This window comes from Burkholderia cepacia (genome assembly GCF_001039005.1).
GTDB lineage: Bacteria > Pseudomonadota > Gammaproteobacteria > Burkholderiales > Burkholderiaceae > Burkholderia > Burkholderia theae.
This window is the reverse complement of record NZ_LDWR01000023.1, coordinates 54,484-70,946: the sequence shown is the minus strand read 5'-3', so window position 1 is coordinate 70,946 and position 16,463 is coordinate 54,484. Positions and strand designations below refer to the sequence as shown.

Below are 16,463 nucleotides of genomic sequence, written 5' to 3'. Positions count from 1 at the left end.
GTCATGCTCACGAGGCGGCGGCTCAGGACGACATCAGGTCGGTGTACTGCGCGAGCGTCGCTTCGTAATGCTGCGCCCACCACTCGGGATTCACCTTGCACTGCTTGGCCCAGTTCTCCGGCGTGCCGGGATTGTCCGCACGCAGCGCCTGCGGCACGGCGGCCGTCGCGACCGGCGTCACCGGCCCGTTGCCGAGCAGCGACAGCAGGCGCACCTGCGGCTCGACGCCCTGCACGAACTTGATGAACTGCCAGACGGCGTCGCCCGACGGATTGTTCTTCGGCACGCCCCACACGTCGCACGACGCGAGCCCCTGCTCCCACGTATAGCGGAACCGCCCGCTGCTTTCGCGCTGCAGCACGTTCGCGCGCGTATGCCAGATACACGCCATGCTGACTTCGCCGTTGCGCAGCAGTTGCAGGCTGTCCGCGCCCGAATCCCACAGCAGCACGTTCGAGCGCAGCTCCTTGAGCTTCTTCATCGCACGCGGCACATCGATCGGGTAGACCTTGTCCTTGTCGACGCCATCGGCCATCAGCGCGGCCTCGAGCGCGCCGCCCATCCACTTCCACAACCCGCGCTTGCCCGGAAACTTGCCGACGCTCCAGAAATCGGCCCAGTTCTTCGGCGGATTCGCGCCGAACTTGCGCGCGTCGTAGACGAGCACGTAGCTCAGCAAGTACGACGGCACGCCGAAATCCGATGCGAGCCCCGGCAACGCGTTACGGCCGACGACCGAATAATCGATCGGCCGCAGGAACCCCTGCTTGCCGAGCTTGATCGCCGCGAAACCGTCGAGATCCATCACGTCCCAGATCACGTTCCGGTTCTCGACCATCGCCTTGATCTTGCCGTCCTCCGGCGACGAGTCGTAGCCCATCCGGATCCCGCTCACCTTCGTGAACGGGTCCATATAGGCGGAGCGAAACGCGGAGCGCGCCTCGCCGCCCCACGCGCTGAGCACGATCTCCTTCGGGTTCGCGGCCAGCGCGTCCTTCGCGCCCGCCGCCAGCAGCGTAGGCGCGACGCCGGCGGCCGCGCACAGCCGCAGGAAGTCGCGGCGGCGCTGCGAGGTCGCGGGTTGAAGCTCGCGTGCCTGGTCGAGCAGGTCCTGCAGATAGCGGTTCGTCATGGTGTCTCCTCCTTGCTGGGCGGGGCAGCACCCGCACGCATCTCGTCGTTTCCGGGCACCGTTGAATCGGCCGGCGACGACGGCGTTCGCCGCGTCGCGCGGGATGCATCGTTCGTCGCGTCAGTCGCGCTCGATCCGGCAGGTGGCGTCACGCTCCCACTGCACGAACACGTCCATGCCGGTGCGCGGCGACGCGAGTCCGCGCCAGGCCGGCACATCGGCGGTCACGCAACCGAGCGCCGCGGTGTCGATCTCGAAGCGGTACGACGAACCGAAATAGCTCCAGTGGCGAATCCGGCCGGCCACTTCGTTGTGCACGCCACCACACGATGTGGCCGAGACGCCAACCTTCTCCGGCCGCAGCGCGAACAGCAGCGTGTCGTCCGGCCGAGCGCCGCAGGCGGGCGCGACGAACCGCGCATCGCCGACGCGATAGTGCGTCGCCGCGGCATCGCCGCCGAGCGCGATACCTTCGATGAAGTTGCTCTTGCCGAGGAAATCGGCGACGAAGCGGTTGGCCGGCTGTTCGTACAACCCGTCCGGCGTCCCGATCTGTTCGAGCCGGCCGTCGCGCATGATCGCGATGCGGTCCGACATCGACAGCGCCTCCTCCTGATCGTGCGTGACGAACAGGAACGTTGCGCCGAGCCGTTCGTGCAGCGCCTTGAGTTCGACCTGCACCTCGCCGCGCAGCTTGCGGTCGAGCGCGCCGAGCGGCTCGTCGAGCAGCACGAGATCGGGATCGAACACCAGCGCGCGCGCAATCGCGACGCGCTGCTGCTGGCCGCCGGACAACTGGCGCGGCAACCGGTCCGCGAGCTGGCCGAGCCGCACGAGATCGAGCGCGGCCTTCACGCGCTTCACCGCGTCGGGCCCCTTCTGCTTGCGCACCATCAGCGGATACGCGACGTTCTGCTCGACCGTCATGTGCGGAAACAGCGCATAACCCTGGAACACCATCCCGAAGTTGCGCTTCTCGGGCGGCAACGCGACGATGCTGCGGCCGCCGACGCGCAGGTCGCCGGTCGTCGGATGCTCGAACCCCGCGACGATCGTCAGCAGCGTCGTCTTGCCGGAACCCGACGGCCCGAGGATCGTCAGGAATTCGCCGCGCGGAATGTCGATCGTCGTTTCCCGCAGCGCATGCACGTTGCCGTAGCGTTTCGACACGCGGTCGATCTGCAGACCCGCACCGCTCGCCGTGCGCCCCACCGGTTCCGCGCGAACCGCGTGCGCACCGGGCCCACCCTGCTCCACACCTGCCGTCGTCTCCATCACCGCGCTCATCGCGTGTCTCCTGGTCAACTCACATTTGGGTTGAACGTTCATTTAACAGAACTTATACTATGCCGAAATGCGGTTCGCAAGTAGCGGCGACCCTTGCCGGCTCTGACACAACACGACACCCAACACCAAGGAGACAGTGGCAACATGAGCAACGAGGACATCCGAATCGAACGGCACGACGGGGTCGTGACGCTTCGCCTGAACCGCCCGGCGAAGCGCAATTCGCTCGCGCGGCCGCATCTCGACTTTCTTCGCGACACGCTGGACACGCTCGCGAACGACCCGGCCGTGCGCTGCCTCGTGCTGACCGGCACCGGCAGCGCATTCTGTGCGGGCGCCGACGTCGATGAATGGGCCGAGGCCGAGCGCAACGGCGAACTCGATACCTACGGCTGGAGCGAGCGCGCGCACCGCTTCGTCGAGGCGCTGGCGGCATTTCCGCGCCCCACCGTCGCGGCGCTGAACGGCTCGACGGTCGGCGCGGGCACCGACATCGGCTTCGCGTGCGACTTCCGCATCGCCAGCACGGCCGCGACGCTGCGCTGCGGCTATACGGGCATGGGCTACAGCCCCGACATGGGCGGCAGCTGGTTCCTGCCGCGTCTCGCGCGGCCCGACGTCGTGCGCCGCTACATCTTCCTGAACGAACGCTGGAACGCGCAGGACGCGCTCGCGGCCGGGCTCGTGTCCGAAGTCGTCGACGCCGACGCGTTCGCACAACACGTCGCCGCCTTCGCCGCGCGTCTCGCGCAAGGGCCGAGCGTCGCGTTCGGCCATGCGAAGGCGCTGCTCGCGCAGTCGCTCACGCACACCCTCGCCGAGCAATTGCGCGGCGAACTGGCGGCCTGTGTCGCTTGCGGTCACAGCGAGGACGGCCAGGAAGCGCTACGCGCATCGGTCGAAGGTCGCGCACCTAATTTTGTCGGGAGATGATTCATGGATTTTTCGCTGACTCAAGAGCAGGAAATGCTGGTGTCGTCGCTGCGACAGTTCGTCGAGAAGGAACTGCAGCCCCATGAATTCGCGGTCGACCGTGCGGACGACGTGCCGCCCGAACTCGCCGATTCGATCCGCCGCAAGGCGCTCGACCTGGGTTTTTATGCGTTCAACATGCCCGAAAGCGCCGGCGGCCCGGGCCTCGACTACGTGACACAGGCGCTCGTCGAGCGCGAGCTCGGCCGCACGAGCTGGGCGCTGCACGTGTTCGTCGCGCGGCCGAGCAAGATCCTGATGGCGTGCAAGGGCGACCAGATCGAGCGCTACCTGAAACCGACCGTGCGCGGCGAGCGCGTGGACTGCTTCGCGCTAACCGAGCCGGGTGCCGGCTCCGACGCGATGGGCATCCGCACGCGCGCGGTGCGCGACGGCGACGACTACGTGATCAACGGCAGCAAGCACTTCATCAGCCACGCCGATACGGCCGATTTCGTGATCCTGTTCGCCGTCACCGGCGAGGAGGAAGTGCGCGGCCAGAAACGCAAGCGCGTGACCTGCTTCCTGATCGACAAGGACACGCCGGGCATGACCGTGCGGCGCGGCCCGCACTGCACGAGCCTGCGCGGCTACCACCAGTCGGAGATCTTCCTGTCCGACTGCCGCGTCAGCACCGCGCAGATCCTCGGCGAGGAACATCGCGGCTTCGATCTCGCGAACGACTGGCTCACCGCCGGCCGCGTGATGGTCGCGGCGAACAACATCGGCCGCGCGCAGCGCGCGTTCGAGATGGCGGCCGAATGGGCCGCGACACGCCAGCAGTTCGGCAAGCGCATCGGCGAATTCCAGGGCACGTCGTTCAAGCTCGCCGACATGCAGACCGAGATTCGCGCGGCGGAACTCGTCACGCTCTATACCGCGCAGAAGCTCGACCTGGGCACGATGACCGACGGCGATGCCGCGCTCGCGAAGCTGCTGGCGACCGAAACGCTCGGCCGCGTGACCGATCATGCGGTGCAGATCTACGGCGGCATGGGGCTGATGGACGAACTGCCGATCGAGCGCTTCTGGCGCGATGCGCGCATCGAGCGCATCTGGGAAGGCACGTCCGAGATCCAGCGACACATCCTGTCCAAGGAAATCCTCCGACGCTACAGCTGACGCGAACCGCCGCGCCGGCAAGTACGGCGCGACTTCCGAAAGGACTTTTCATGAATTCCTCTCCCGCAGTCAGGGATCGCCGCACCACCGCCGCGGCCAACCTGCGCCGGCTGCTCGAGCCGGCCAGCATCGCGTTCGTCGGCGGACGCGGCATCGCGGGCGCCGTGCAGCGCTGTCGCGACTACGGTTACGCCGGCGATATCTGGCTCGTCAACCCGAACCATGCCGAAATCGACGGCGTGCGCTGCCATGCGAGCGTCGCCGACCTGCCCGCCGCGCCCGATGCCGTGTTCGTCGCGGTGCCCGCGCGGCAGGCGATCGACGTCGTGCGCGCGCTCGCCGAACGCGGCGCGGGCGGCGCGATCGTCTACGCATCGGGTTTCTCCGAGACCGGCGCCGACGGCGCCGCGCTGCAGCAAGCGCTCGTCGACGCGGCCGGCGACCTGGCCGTGCTCGGGCCGAACTGCTACGGGCTGATCAACGGCCTGAACGGCAGCGCGCTGTGGCCCGTCGCGCACGGCGCGCCGCGCGTCGAATCGGGCGTCGCCGTGATCACGCAGAGCGGCAACCTCGCGTACAACCTGTCGATGAGCGCCCGCTCGGTGCCGTTCGCGACCCTCGCGAGCGTCGGCAACCAGGCCTCGGTCGACATCGCGCGCCTCGTCGACGCGTTCGTCGACGATCCGCGTATCCGCGCGATCGGCGTGCATCTCGAAGGCCTGAAGGACGTGCGCGCATTCAGCGAGGCCGCCGCACGCGCGCTCGCGCGCGGCGTGCCGATCGTCGCGCTGAAGAGCGGCACGTCGACGCTTGGCGCACAGCTCGCGATGAGCCACACGAGTTCGCTCGCGGGCTCGGACGCGCTGTACGACGCGCTGTTCCGGCGGCTCGGCGTGATCCGCGTGAAGGACCCGGTCGGCCTCGTCGAGACGCTGAAGCTGCTCGCGATCGCCGGCGTGCCCGAGCGCCGCACGCTGGCCGCGCTAGCGACATCCGGCGGTGATGCGGGGCTCGTCGCCGATCTCGGTGAAGCACGCGGCATCGCGTTCCCCCCGGTCGGCGACGCGGGCCGCGACGCGCTCGCCAACGTGCTGCCCGCCTACGCGACGATCGCGAACCCGCTCGACTTCACGACGACGCCGTGGGGCGACCCCGACAAGATGCGCGCGTGCTGCGACGCGCTGCTGGCCGATCGCCCGGGCGCGGCCGCGATGATCCTCGACTATCCGCAGGAAGCAACCGGCGAACGGCCGCTGTGCGACATCGCGGCCAACGCGTTCGCGGCGTCCGCGCGCCAGCACGGCGTGGTCGGCGCGGTCATCTCGGTGTTTCCCGACCTGACGCCGCCCGATCACGCGGCGCGCATGGCCGCGGCCGGCATCGCACCGCTGCAGGGGCTCGCCGACGGGATCGACGCGATCGGCGCGGCGATGACCTACGGCGACACGCGCCGCCGCATCCTCGATGCCGATGCGCTGAACGCGCTGCCCGTGTTGCGGGCCGGCCATGGCGACGACGGCGCGGCCACGCTGCACGACGAATGGGCGAGCAAGCGCATGCTGGCCGCGCACGGGCTCGACGTGCCGCCAGCCGAATGCGTCGCCCCCGCCGATGCGCCGGCCGCCGCGCAGCGGCTCGGTTTTCCGGTGTGCGTGAAGGTCGTCAGCGATCGCCTGCCGCACAAGACCGAGGCCGGTGCGGTAGCGCTGAAGCTCGCATCGCCCGAGGCCGTCGCCGCCGCGGTCGAGCGAATGACCGCGCAAGTCGCGCGTCATGCGCCCGACGTGCGCGTCGAGCGCATCCTCGTCGAGAAGATGGCCGACGCGCCGCTGCTCGAACTGATCGTCGGCGTGAAGCGCGAGCCGAACTTCGGTCTCGCACTCGTGCTCGGCGCCGGCGGCGTACTGGTCGAGCTGATCCGCGACACCGCGACGCTGCTGCTGCCGGTACGGGAAAGCGACGTGCGCGACGCGCTGCTCGGGCTGAAGCTCGGGCCGCTGCTGATCGGCTATCGCGGGCGGCCGAAGGCCGATCTCGATGCCGTCGTCGCGAACGTGATGGCGATCGCGCGCTTCGCACAGGCGCACGCGGATACGCTCGTTGAGCTCGACGTCAATCCGCTGCTGGCGATGGAACACGGCGCGGTCGCGGTCGACGCGCTGGTGAGGCTCGATACCTGATACACCGGCCATGAAACGCACCGGCCCGCTCGCGCGATGCACGAGCGGGCCGGATGCCGCCGCGCGGCGTGATGTTCAGAGCACCTTGCCGGGATTGAGCAGCCCGAGCGGATCGAATGCGTGCTTGAGCGTGCGCATCGCGGCCAGTTCGGTGTCGCTGCGCGAGCAGCCGAGCCAGTCGCGCTTGTAGCGCCCGATGCCATGCTCGGCCGACACCGATCCGCCCGCGTCGCGCACCAGCGGATACAGCACCGCGTCGACGTCGTGCGCGCTTTCGCCCTTCGCATACGGCGCCGATACGCAGACATGCAGGTTGCTGTCGCCGAGATGCCCGAAGAAGAACACGTGCGCGCCGGGCCAGCGTGTCGTCAGCGCGCGATCGCACGCGTCGATGAACGCCGCCGTCTCGCGCGGCGGAATCCCCACGTCGAAATTCACCAGGCCGGGCAGCGCGTCGATCGCGAGCCCTTCCCTCAACGTCCAGAACGCCTGGGCGTCCGCGGCGCTCTGCGCGAGCGCCGCATCGTCGATCAGCCCGCGTTCGAGCCAGCCGGCCAGCACGGTTTCAAATCGCTCGGCGGTCTGCGCCGCGTCACCGCTTGCGCATTCGATCAGCACCTTGACGCCGCCGTCCGCCGGCAACGGCGCACGCAGGCCCGGCGTGTGTTCGGCGACGTAGCCGTAGAACGCCGGCCACATCGTCTCGAAACTGAGCAAGTCCGCGCACGACGCCCGCGCATCGCGCAGCAGCGCGAGCGCCGCGGCCGTGTCGCGCACCGCGCACAGCGCGGTCGACGGCGCGGCGAGCTTCGGATGCAGCCGCAGCACGACACGCGTGACGATGCCGAGCGTGCCTTCGCTGCCGACGAAGATCTGCCGCAGGTCGTATCCCGTGTTGTTTTTCAGCAGCTTGTTCAGCGAACCCAGCACGGTGCCGTCGGCCAGCACCACTTCGAGACCGAGCACCTGTTCGCGCGTGGTGCCGTAGCGGATCACGCGGTTGCCGCCCGCGTTGCTCGCGACATTGCCGCCGATCTGGCACGAACCGCGTGCGCCGAGATCGATGCCGAGCGCGAACCCCGCGTCGTCCACCGCCTGTTGCAGATCCTGCAGCGTGGTGCCGGCCCAGGCTGTGACGGTCGCCGCGTCCGCGTCGATCTCGACGACACCCGTCAGCCGCTCGAGCGACAGCGCGACGTCACCCTCGGTTGGCGCCGCGCCGGCCGCGAGCCCCGTCATCCCGCCCTGCGGCACGACCGTCTGCCGGTATGCGGTGCAGATCGCGAGCGCGCGGCTCACGTCGCCGACGCTGCGCGGCCGCAGCAGCGCATGCGGCCGCGCGCCCGGCGCTTCGCCGTAGTTCGTGAAATGACGCGTGCCGATCGCGTCGCCCGTGCTCACGCAATCGTCACCGAGCGCATCGCGCAACGCGGCGACGACGTCGCCGTTCGAGGAAAAATCGGACATGGTCGACGGGGCCGGCCGTTCCCGGCCCATGGAAACAGAAGGATCAGAAGTTGTGCCGCATGCCGACGCGTGCGGCGGCCTGCGTGCGGCTCGTCGACGGCGCGAAGCTGTAGCCGATCACCGCGTCGACGCCGTTCGACGCGCGCATCCAGTCGACGGCCGCATACACGTCGGTGCGTTTCGACAACGCGTAGTGCGCGCCGAGCGCGGCCTCGTGCCAGTGATGGCCTTCGAAGGTCGTGTACTGGTAGCCCGCGACGAGCGACAGCGGCGCGGTCGCCTGGTACACACCGCCCGCCTCGTACACGCGCATCGTCGACGATTGCCCGTAGCCCTTGAACGTCGTGTTGCTGAAGTCTGCGCTGAGCGTCAGCTTGCCGAGCACGTACGATGCGCCGATCCCGAAGATCGACTGCGAATTGATCGCAAACGGCGTCGAGTCGTGCAGGTCGGTGACGGCGCCGGTCGCCGGATCGATCGTCGCGACCGTCTGCCCAAGCATCGTCGTCACGCCGATCTGCGCATACGGGTCGAGCGCCGCGAGCCCGCGCGGCGAATTGAGCCGCGTATAGTTGCCGCCCGCCGAGAAATCACCTTGCGTGTAGGTCGCGCCGACGCTCCACGCGCTGCCGTCGTGGAAACTGCCCGCGTCGTTGCTGAACGAATACATGCCGCCGACCACGAGCCCGTGGAAGCTGTTGCTGACGAACTTCACCGCGTTCTGCAGCCGGTCGCCGCTCTGGCGGTCGAAATCGCCGAGGTGCACGCCGTAGCCGCTGCCGAACGCGCTGACGTTGAACGCCGCCGTGAAGTCGAACGCGAAGTCGTACTGATTGCCGAACGTCAGCGTGCCCCAGTCGTTGCCGAGCCCCACGTAAGCCTGGCGCCCGAACATCGCGCCGCCCTGGTTCAGCTTGCCCGTGCCGAGCCGGAAGCCGTTCTCGAGCTTGAACACGGCCTTGTTGCCGCCGCCGAGATCCTCGGTGCCCATCAGGCCGACGCGGTTGCCGTACGACACGCCGTCGTCGAACAGATACGCATGCGCGCCGCCCGTATTGTTCACGTAGGTGATGCCGCCGTCGATGATCCCGTACAGCGAGACGCTGCTCTGCGCGTGCGCATAACCGTGGGCCATCACCGACATCAAGCCGGCCAGCAGGAAGCGTTTCTTCATTTCCGGTGTCTCCAGTTTCCGCGCGACGCGGATCGATTGTCGTTGTTCGTGAAAGACCGCCCGCCTGCTTCGCTTCGGCATCGCGGCGCTGGCGAGTATAGGTTTCGTTGAATGAATGTTCAATCGATAGAGGCACCGATCGGCACCGGTGTTTACACGCATCGGCGATATCTTTATTGAAAAAACGTTCAACCTGTCATAACATCGACCGGCAGCCCCGCGGACGACGCGCGGGCCCGTTCCGAACCTCGGAGTGCACCGGATGACGACCCACCTCAGCCCCGCCGCCGAGCCGCGCCTGCGCTCGGCCTACGAAGGACAGAAGTCTCGCCCGTACGACCCGGGCGCGCCGATCGCGACGCCGCTCGAACTGCACCGCTGCACCGTGCAGCCCGAATGGGTCGACTACAACGGCCACATGAGCGAATCGTGCTACCTGCTCGTGTTCGGCGACAGCAGCGACGCGTTCTTCCGTTATTTCGGCATCGACGACGACTATCGCAAAGCCGGCTGCTCGATCTATTCGTCGGAAACCCACATCCGCCACCTGCGCGAAGCGATGCTCGGCGATCCGCTCAGGCTCACGCTGCGATTGCTCGATGTGGACGACCGGCGCCTGCACGTGTTCCATTCGATGCATCACGCGACGACCGGTGCGCAGCTCGCGACCGGCGAGCAACTGCTGACCCACGTCGACATGCGCGCGAAGCGCTCCGCGCCGTTTCCCGACACGATGCGCCGGCATCTCGACGCGATTCATGCCGAACACGCACGCGCGCCGCGCGAACCTCATGCGGGCCGCGCGATCGCGATCCGCCGCCCCGCCCCCGCTTCACGCTGAACCATGACGGAGCCTTCCATGCAGACGAACGACGCCTGGCGCACGCGCGCCGGCCAACTCGAAATCGAATCGCGCGCCTTCGTGGATGGCGCGTTCCGCGACGCGCACGACGGCGCGACCTTCGCATGCACGAGCCCGATCGACGGCCGCGTGCTCGCCCAGGTCGCGCATTGCCGGCAGGCCGACGCCGACCTCGCGGTTGCGGCCGCGCGGCGTGCGTTCGAGCACGGCGCATGGCGCGGTGCGACACCGCGCGAACGCAAGCGCGTGCTGCTGCGCTGGGCCGCGCTGATCCGCGAGCACGCGGACGATCTCGCGCTGCTCGAGACGCTCGACACCGGCAAGCCGATCGCCGATACGACTGCGGTCGATATTCCGTCCACCGCGTATTGCGCCGAATGGTTCGCGGAAGCGATCGACAAGACCGGCGGCGAAGTCGTGCCGGCTGACGCGCATCTCGTCGGGCTCGTCACGCGCGAGCCGATCGGCGTGGTCGCCGCGGTCGTGCCGTGGAATTTCCCCGCGATGATCGCGATGTGGAAATGCGCGCCCGCGCTCGCGGCCGGCAACAGCGTCGTACTGAAACCGTCGGAGAAATCGCCGCTGAGTGCGCTGCGGCTCGCCGCGCTCGCGGCGCAAGCCGGGTTGCCGGCCGGCGTGCTCAACGTGCTGCCGGGCTTCGGAGACGCGGGCGAAGCGCTCGCGCGCCATCCGGACGTGGACTGCATCGCGTTTACCGGCTCGACCGCGGTCGGCCACAAGGTCGCGCGCTGCGCGGCCGATTCGAACCTGAAGCGCGTGTGGCTCGAACTCGGCGGCAAGTCGCCGCAGATCGTGCTGCCCGACTGCCCCGACCTCGACCGCGCGGCACGCACCGTCGCGCATGCGGTGTTCTACAACACCGGACAGATGTGCACGGCCGGCTCGCGGCTGCTGGTCCATCGCGAGATTCGCGACGCGTTGGTCGCGCGCGTGCTCGCGATCGCGCCCGACTATGCGCCCGGCGATCCGCTGTCGCCCGACACGCGGATGGGCAGCCTGATCGACGCGGCGCAGGTCGAGCGCGTGCTCGGCTACGTCGATGCCGGCCGCGACGAGGCGACGCTGCTGGCGGGCGGCAAGCGCGCACGCACCGCGAGTGGCGGCCAGTACGTCGAGCCGACCGTGTTCGACTGCCCGCGTGCCGATGCGCGGATCGTGCGCGAGGAGATCTTCGGGCCCGTGCTCGCGGTCACCGCATTCGACGATCTCGATACGGCCGTCGCGCTCGCGAACGACACGCGCTACGGGCTCGCGGCATCGGTGTGGACGGCAAACCTGACGACCGCGCACGAAACCGCGCGCCGGTTGCGGGCCGGCACGGTGTGGGTGAATGGCTACGAGGAAACCGACGACATGAACTTCCCGTTCGGCGGCTTCAAGGAGTCGGGCAACGGGCGCGACAACTCGCTGCACGCGCTGGAGAAATACACGGAACTGAAGTCGACGATCATCCGGCTTCGGTAACGCGAAATGGGCGGCGCTCGCAAGCCGGATCGCGAGCGCGTGGCGAGCCGAATTCGGCGATCGGGAATCCGTTCCGGTCGCCGGATGACCGCAATGCGGTCAGTTTTCGCGCGCGTCTGCGAGCCAATCCTCGACCTGCAGCTCGGCGACTCGCTCGAATTCGCGCGTGTTATGCGTGACAAGCACCAGCCGTCGCGCACGCGCCTGCCCCGCGATCAACGCATCGTACGGACCGATCGGGGTGCCTGCCGCGGTCAACTGCGCACGAATTTCGCCGGCATGCTGAGCATCTTCCGCGTCGAACGACACGACCTCGAACTGGAGCCCCTCCACGCGTGCCAGATTGGCTGCGACTCGCTGACTTTTGTAAGCGCCGTAATAGAGCTCGTGTGCGACGATCGCCGGAATGCCGAAATCTGCCGGTTGATGCGCACGCAGCCTGGTCAACATGGCCGGCTCGCCTTTGAGAATGGCGATTACCGCATTGGTCTCCAGCAGAAACTTCATTCAAACACGTCCAGTCCCGGGCGTTCTTGAGCGGCCGGCTGGGTTGTTGCGGCGGCCTCGAAATCGGCGTCGACCGGACCGATCAACGGCGTCAGCCATGTCCAGTCTTGCGGCACCGGTTCGAGAATGACGGACGCTCCGTGGCGGCGAATCCTGACCTCGGTCGTCTCGAAGCGGAAATCCTTCGGCAGCCGGACGGCCTGCGATCCGCCATGCTTGAAGAGCTTGGCAATATCCATCTTCACGCCCTCACGTATCTACAGAATGTATCTACTTTATCAACTGTGCGTGAAGATGACGAGTCGTCCGATCGGCCGGTTTTCCGCGGGGGTTTTTGCCTTCGGCCCGCTCCATGCGCTGCGGTACGGACAATCTGTCCCCGACACGAACCGCTCCCCGATTCATTCCCACCAGGAAACAATCAATCGCAACCCGGCGATTCACCTCCCCGTCCGCACGCTCTAGACTGTCGCATCGTTCCCTTTCCGGACCCACGCAATGACCGACGTCCTGCCGCTGACCACCGAACCCGATTCAGGCCTCCAGTACCGGCTGCGCCCGGCCGCCGAGCGCCCCGCCGCCCGCCTGTTGCTGCTGCATGGCGTCGGCGGCAACGAAACCAACCTTCAGAACATTGCCGATGCGATCGACCCGCGCATCGAGATCGCGTTCGTGCGCGGCCCGCTCACGTTCGGGCCCAATCAGTACGCGTGGTTTCCGGTGCGCTTCGGCCCGAACGGCCCTGAAATCGACGCGGCCCGCGCGGACGCAAGCCGCGTGCAGCTGATCGCGCTGCTGCGTGCATTCCGTGCGCAAAACGGCGCAGGCTCCGCATTGCCGACCGTGATCGCCGGTTTCAGCCAGGGCGGCATCATGAGCGCGAGCGTCGGCCTCACGTCGCCGGACGACGTCACCGCGTTCGCCGTGCTGTGCGGCCGCATCCTGCCGGAAATCGATCCGCTGATCGCGCCGCGCGATGCGCTTCGCCCGCTTCACGCGCTGATCGTGCACGGCCGCTTCGACGACAAGCTGCCCGTCGCCTGGGCCGACACCGCCGACGCGAAACTCACGGCGCTCGGTGTCGCGCACGACACGCGGCTATACGAAGCCGGGCATGAACTGACCCAGGAAATGGCCGCCGATTTCGGCCGGTGGGTCGATGAGCGCACCGGGTTGAACTGAGCGCACCGGGAAGCCGGCCCGCGAACGGACCGGCTTCACCGGCGCGATTCGTCAAGCGTTCCGCGCCGGATCGGCGACGGTACGCGCCACGGGCGCGGCAACCGCCCGCTCGCGCGCGACGCCGCGCTTCGCCAGCTTCCAGCCGATCACCAGCGCGAGCACGACGACCGGAATCGTCGCGACGGTCCACGTCCCGCCCGGATAGTCGAACGCCATCAGCACCAGCACGCCGACGAGGAAAACCAGCGTGAGCCACGACGTGAACGGCGCGCCGGGCATCCGGAACGATACGGCCTGCAGCTCGCCGCGATCGACCGCGCGGCGGAACAGGATCTGGCACATCACGATGAAGCCCCAGGTCGTGATGATCCCGAGCGACGCCATGTTCAGCACGATCTCGAACGCCTGGGCCGGCACGATGTAGTTCAGCGGCACGCCGATCGCATTGATCGCGACCGTGATCAGGATCCCGCCGTACGGCACGCCGCGTGCGTTCATCCGCGACACGAAGCGCGGCGCCGACCCGCCCATCGCGAGCGAACGCAGCACGCGCCCGGTCGAATAGAGGCCGGAGTTCAGGCTCGACAGCGCGGCGGTCAGCACCACGACGTTCATCACGGTGCCGACGTACGGCACGCCGAGCTTGCTGAAGAACGTCACGAACGGGCTTTCGTGCGAGCTGTACGCGGTCCACGGCAGCAGCATCGTCAACAGCACGACCGAGCCGACGTAGAACAGCGCAATGCGCCACATCACGCTGTTGATGGCCTTCGGCAACACCTTGCGCGCATCGGCGGTCTCGCCCGCCGCGACGCCGACGAGCTCGATGCTCGCATACGCGAACACGACGCCCTGCACGATCAGCACGGCCGGCAGGATCCCATGCGGAAAGATCCCGCCGTGATCCGCGACCAGGTGGAGCCCCGGCATCTGGCCGGCGACCGGATGGCCGCTCGCGAGGAACACGGCACCGACCGCGAGAAACACCGCGAGCGTCCCCACCTTGACGAGCGAGAACCAGAACTCCATCTCGCCGAACACCTTCACGCCGATCATGTTCATCACCGACACGATCCCGAGCGCGCCGAGCGCGAACACCCATTGCGGCACGTCCGTGAACACGGCCCAGTACTTCATGTAGATCGCGACCGCGGTGATGTCGACGATGCCGGTGGTTGCCCAGTTCAGGTAGTACATCCAGCCCGCGACGAACGATGCGCGCTCGCCCATGAACTCCCGTGCATACGACGCGAAGCTGCCGCTGGTCGGCCGATGCATCACGAGCTCGCCGAGCGCGCGCATGATCAGGAACGCGAACACGCCGCAGACGAGATACACGAGCGCCAGCGCGGGCCCCGCGCTCTGCAGGCGTCCGCCCGCGCCGAGAAAGAGGCCGGTGCCGATCGCGCCGCCCATCGCGATCATCTGCACGTGCCGCGGCTTCAACTGCTTCGCATAACCGGCTTCGTGCGACGCGAACATCGCATCGGGGTCGGCATGACGGGCATCCGCGCCGCCGGCCGGATCGACCGGCCGCTCGCTGGTGTGTTTCATTGTGAGTCTCCATTTATTGATGTATCGCGCCCCGCGCGGGGGCGCTTCTGGAACGATTGGAACGGCCGCGCGCGGGCCGCCGGCGGCAGGCGCCGGCGCCGCGCGGCCGGTGTCACAGCACGCGCGGCCGGATCAGCGCTTCGGGCCGCAGCGCGTCGTCGAGTTCCGCGTCGGTCATCAGCTGGCGCTCCAGCACGACCTCGCGGACCGACTTGCCGCTCGCGTGCGCTTCGGCCGCGACGACCGTCGCGTTCTTGTAGCCGATGTACGGGTTCAGCGCGGTCGCGAGCGCGACCGAGCGCTCCATCGTTTCGCGCAGCCGCTCGGGATTCGCGGTGATCCCGCTCACGCACCGCTCCGCGAGCGTCGTACAGGCCGCGGTCAGATGGCTGAAGCTGCGGAACAGCGCGCTGGCGATCACCGGTTCGAACGCGTTGAGCTGAAGCTGTCCGGCCTCGGCGGCGAAGGTCACGGTCAGGTCGTTGCCGAACACCTCGAACGCAACCTGGTTGACGACTTCCGGGATCACCGGGTTCACCTTGCCCGGCATGATCGACGAACCGGCCTGCATGGGCGGCAGGTTGATCTCGCCGAAGCCCGCGCGCGGGCCGCTCGACAGCAGCCGCAGGTCGTTGCAGATCTTCGACAGCTTGACGGCGATCCGCTTGAGCACACCCGACACCTGCACGAACGCGCCGCAATCCTGCGTCGCCTCGATCAGGTTCGGCGCGGTGCTCAGGTCGAGCCCGGTGATGCGCCGCAGCGCCGCCAGCGCCTTCTCCGCGTACTGCGGATGCGCGGTGATCCCGGTGCCGATCGCGGTCGCGCCGAGATTGATCTCGCGAATCAGCCAGCCGGCTTCCTGCAGGCGCGCGATGTCTTCGGTCAGCATCACCGCATAGGTCGAGAATTCCTGGCCGAGCGTCATCGGCACCGCGTCCTGCAACTGCGTGCGGCCGAGCTTCAGCAGGCCCGCGAACGCGTCAGCCTTCTCCGCGAACGCATCGCGCAGGCGCCCCATCGCTTCGAGCAGGTGCTCGACCGCGAAACACGTCGCGATCCGGATCGCGGTCGGATAGACGTCGTTCGTGCTCTGCGCGAGATTGACGTGCTCGTTCGGGTGCAGGTATTCGTACTGCCCGCGTGCATGCCCCATGATTTCGAGCGCACGGTTGCAGATCACCTCGTTCGCGTTCATGTTGGTCGACGTGCCGGCCCCGCCCTGGATGACGTCGACGACGAACTGGTCGTGCAGACGGCCCTCGCGGATCTCGACGCACGCGGCGGCGATCGCATCGCGATACGGCTGCGGCAGCAGCCCGAGCTCGCAGTTGGCGTCGGCCGCGGCTTCCTTCACGGCCGCGAGCGCCAGCACGAGGTACGGGAGCGTCGCGATACTGCGGCCCGAGATGTCGAAATTCTCTTTCGCGCGCAGCGTATGGACGCCGTAATAGACCTCGTCCGGAATGCTTCGTTTACCTAAAAGATCCGCTTCGACGCGGAACCCGTTTTCTGCCATCGTGCCCTCCTGAATGTCTC

At 68.0% G+C, this 16,463-nt stretch carries 14 protein-coding genes; 6 read left to right on the top strand and 8 right to left on the bottom strand.

The features are described 5' to 3' along the window. Positions 1-22: 22 nt before the first annotated feature. Both VL15_RS14615 and VL15_RS14610 read right to left on the bottom strand, forming a co-directional pair. A complete protein-coding gene (locus VL15_RS14615; RefSeq protein ID WP_048246345.1) occupies positions 23-1,132 on the bottom strand; it encodes an ABC transporter substrate-binding protein in 1,110 nt (369 codons plus the stop codon). Positions 1,133-1,252: 120 nt separating this feature from the next. Continuing rightward, positions 1,253-2,419, bottom strand: coding sequence for an ABC transporter ATP-binding protein (locus VL15_RS14610; RefSeq protein ID WP_053077643.1), 1,167 nt, complete (start codon positions 2,417-2,419; stop codon positions 1,253-1,255). A gap of 144 nt (positions 2,420-2,563) precedes the next feature. On the opposite strand from VL15_RS14610, the gene VL15_RS14605 reads away from it, so the two are divergent. Genes VL15_RS14605 through VL15_RS14595 form a run of 3 tightly spaced genes read left to right on the top strand, consistent with a single transcriptional unit; the run spans position 2,564 to position 6,693 of the window. Further along, on the top strand, positions 2,564-3,352 hold the full coding sequence (locus VL15_RS14605) for an enoyl-CoA hydratase/isomerase family protein (protein ID WP_048246344.1): 789 nt from the start codon (positions 2,564-2,566) through the stop codon (positions 3,350-3,352). A gap of 3 nt (positions 3,353-3,355) precedes the next feature. Next, positions 3,356-4,513 carry an acyl-CoA dehydrogenase family protein gene (locus VL15_RS14600; RefSeq protein WP_048246343.1) on the top strand — a complete coding sequence of 386 codons (1,158 nt, stop codon included), beginning with the start codon at positions 3,356-3,358 and terminating at the stop codon, positions 4,511-4,513. A gap of 50 nt (positions 4,514-4,563) precedes the next feature. Beyond that, positions 4,564-6,693 carry an acetate--CoA ligase family protein gene (locus VL15_RS14595; RefSeq protein ID WP_048246342.1) on the top strand — a complete coding sequence of 710 codons (2,130 nt, stop codon included), beginning with the start codon at positions 4,564-4,566 and terminating at the stop codon, positions 6,691-6,693. A 75-nt stretch (positions 6,694-6,768) separates the two neighbouring features. Here VL15_RS14595 and VL15_RS14590 read toward each other — a convergent pair whose 3' ends face one another. Beyond that, complete coding sequence (locus VL15_RS14590; RefSeq protein ID WP_048246341.1) at positions 6,769-8,160, bottom strand: FAD-binding oxidoreductase; 1,392 nt, start codon at positions 8,158-8,160, stop codon at positions 6,769-6,771. A gap of 43 nt (positions 8,161-8,203) precedes the next feature. Next, on the bottom strand, positions 8,204-9,334 hold the full coding sequence (locus VL15_RS14585) for a porin (protein WP_048246340.1): 1,131 nt from the start codon (positions 9,332-9,334) through the stop codon (positions 8,204-8,206). Positions 9,335-9,596: 262 nt separating this feature from the next. On the opposite strand from VL15_RS14585, the gene VL15_RS14580 reads away from it, so the two are divergent. After that, positions 9,597-10,175 carry a thioesterase family protein gene (locus tag VL15_RS14580; RefSeq protein WP_048246339.1) on the top strand — a complete coding sequence of 193 codons (579 nt, stop codon included), beginning with the start codon at positions 9,597-9,599 and terminating at the stop codon, positions 10,173-10,175. An 18-nt stretch (positions 10,176-10,193) separates the two neighbouring features. Beyond that, positions 10,194-11,681 (top strand): aldehyde dehydrogenase, encoded by a 1,488-nt coding sequence (locus VL15_RS14575; protein WP_048246338.1) that lies wholly within the window; start codon positions 10,194-10,196, stop codon positions 11,679-11,681. Between the two features lie 99 nt (positions 11,682-11,780). Here VL15_RS14575 and VL15_RS14570 read toward each other — a convergent pair whose 3' ends face one another. Together VL15_RS14570 and VL15_RS14565 are read right to left on the bottom strand one after the other, a co-directional pair. After that, positions 11,781-12,188, bottom strand: a complete 408-nt coding sequence (locus VL15_RS14570) for a type II toxin-antitoxin system VapC family toxin (protein ID WP_048246337.1) — start codon at positions 12,186-12,188, stop codon at positions 11,781-11,783. Continuing rightward, positions 12,185-12,427, bottom strand: coding sequence for an antitoxin (locus tag VL15_RS14565; protein ID WP_048246336.1), 243 nt, complete (start codon positions 12,425-12,427; stop codon positions 12,185-12,187). Before VL15_RS14565 ends, VL15_RS14570 begins: the two co-directional genes overlap by 4 nt. Before the next feature lie 259 nt (positions 12,428-12,686). Here VL15_RS14565 and VL15_RS14560 point away from each other — a divergent pair, with 259 nt between their 5' ends. Then, a complete protein-coding gene (locus tag VL15_RS14560; protein ID WP_048246335.1) occupies positions 12,687-13,370 on the top strand; it encodes an alpha/beta hydrolase in 684 nt (227 codons plus the stop codon). A gap of 51 nt (positions 13,371-13,421) precedes the next feature. Here VL15_RS14560 and VL15_RS14555 read toward each other — a convergent pair whose 3' ends face one another. Further along, entirely contained in the window at positions 13,422-14,924 is a 1,503-nt protein-coding gene (locus tag VL15_RS14555; RefSeq protein WP_048246334.1) for an amino acid permease, read from the bottom strand. A 112-nt stretch (positions 14,925-15,036) separates the two neighbouring features. Then, positions 15,037-16,443: an aspartate ammonia-lyase gene (gene aspA / locus VL15_RS14550; RefSeq protein WP_048246333.1), complete on the bottom strand. Its 1,407-nt coding sequence runs from the start codon at positions 16,441-16,443 to the stop codon at positions 15,037-15,039. Positions 16,444-16,463 lie beyond the last annotated feature (20 nt).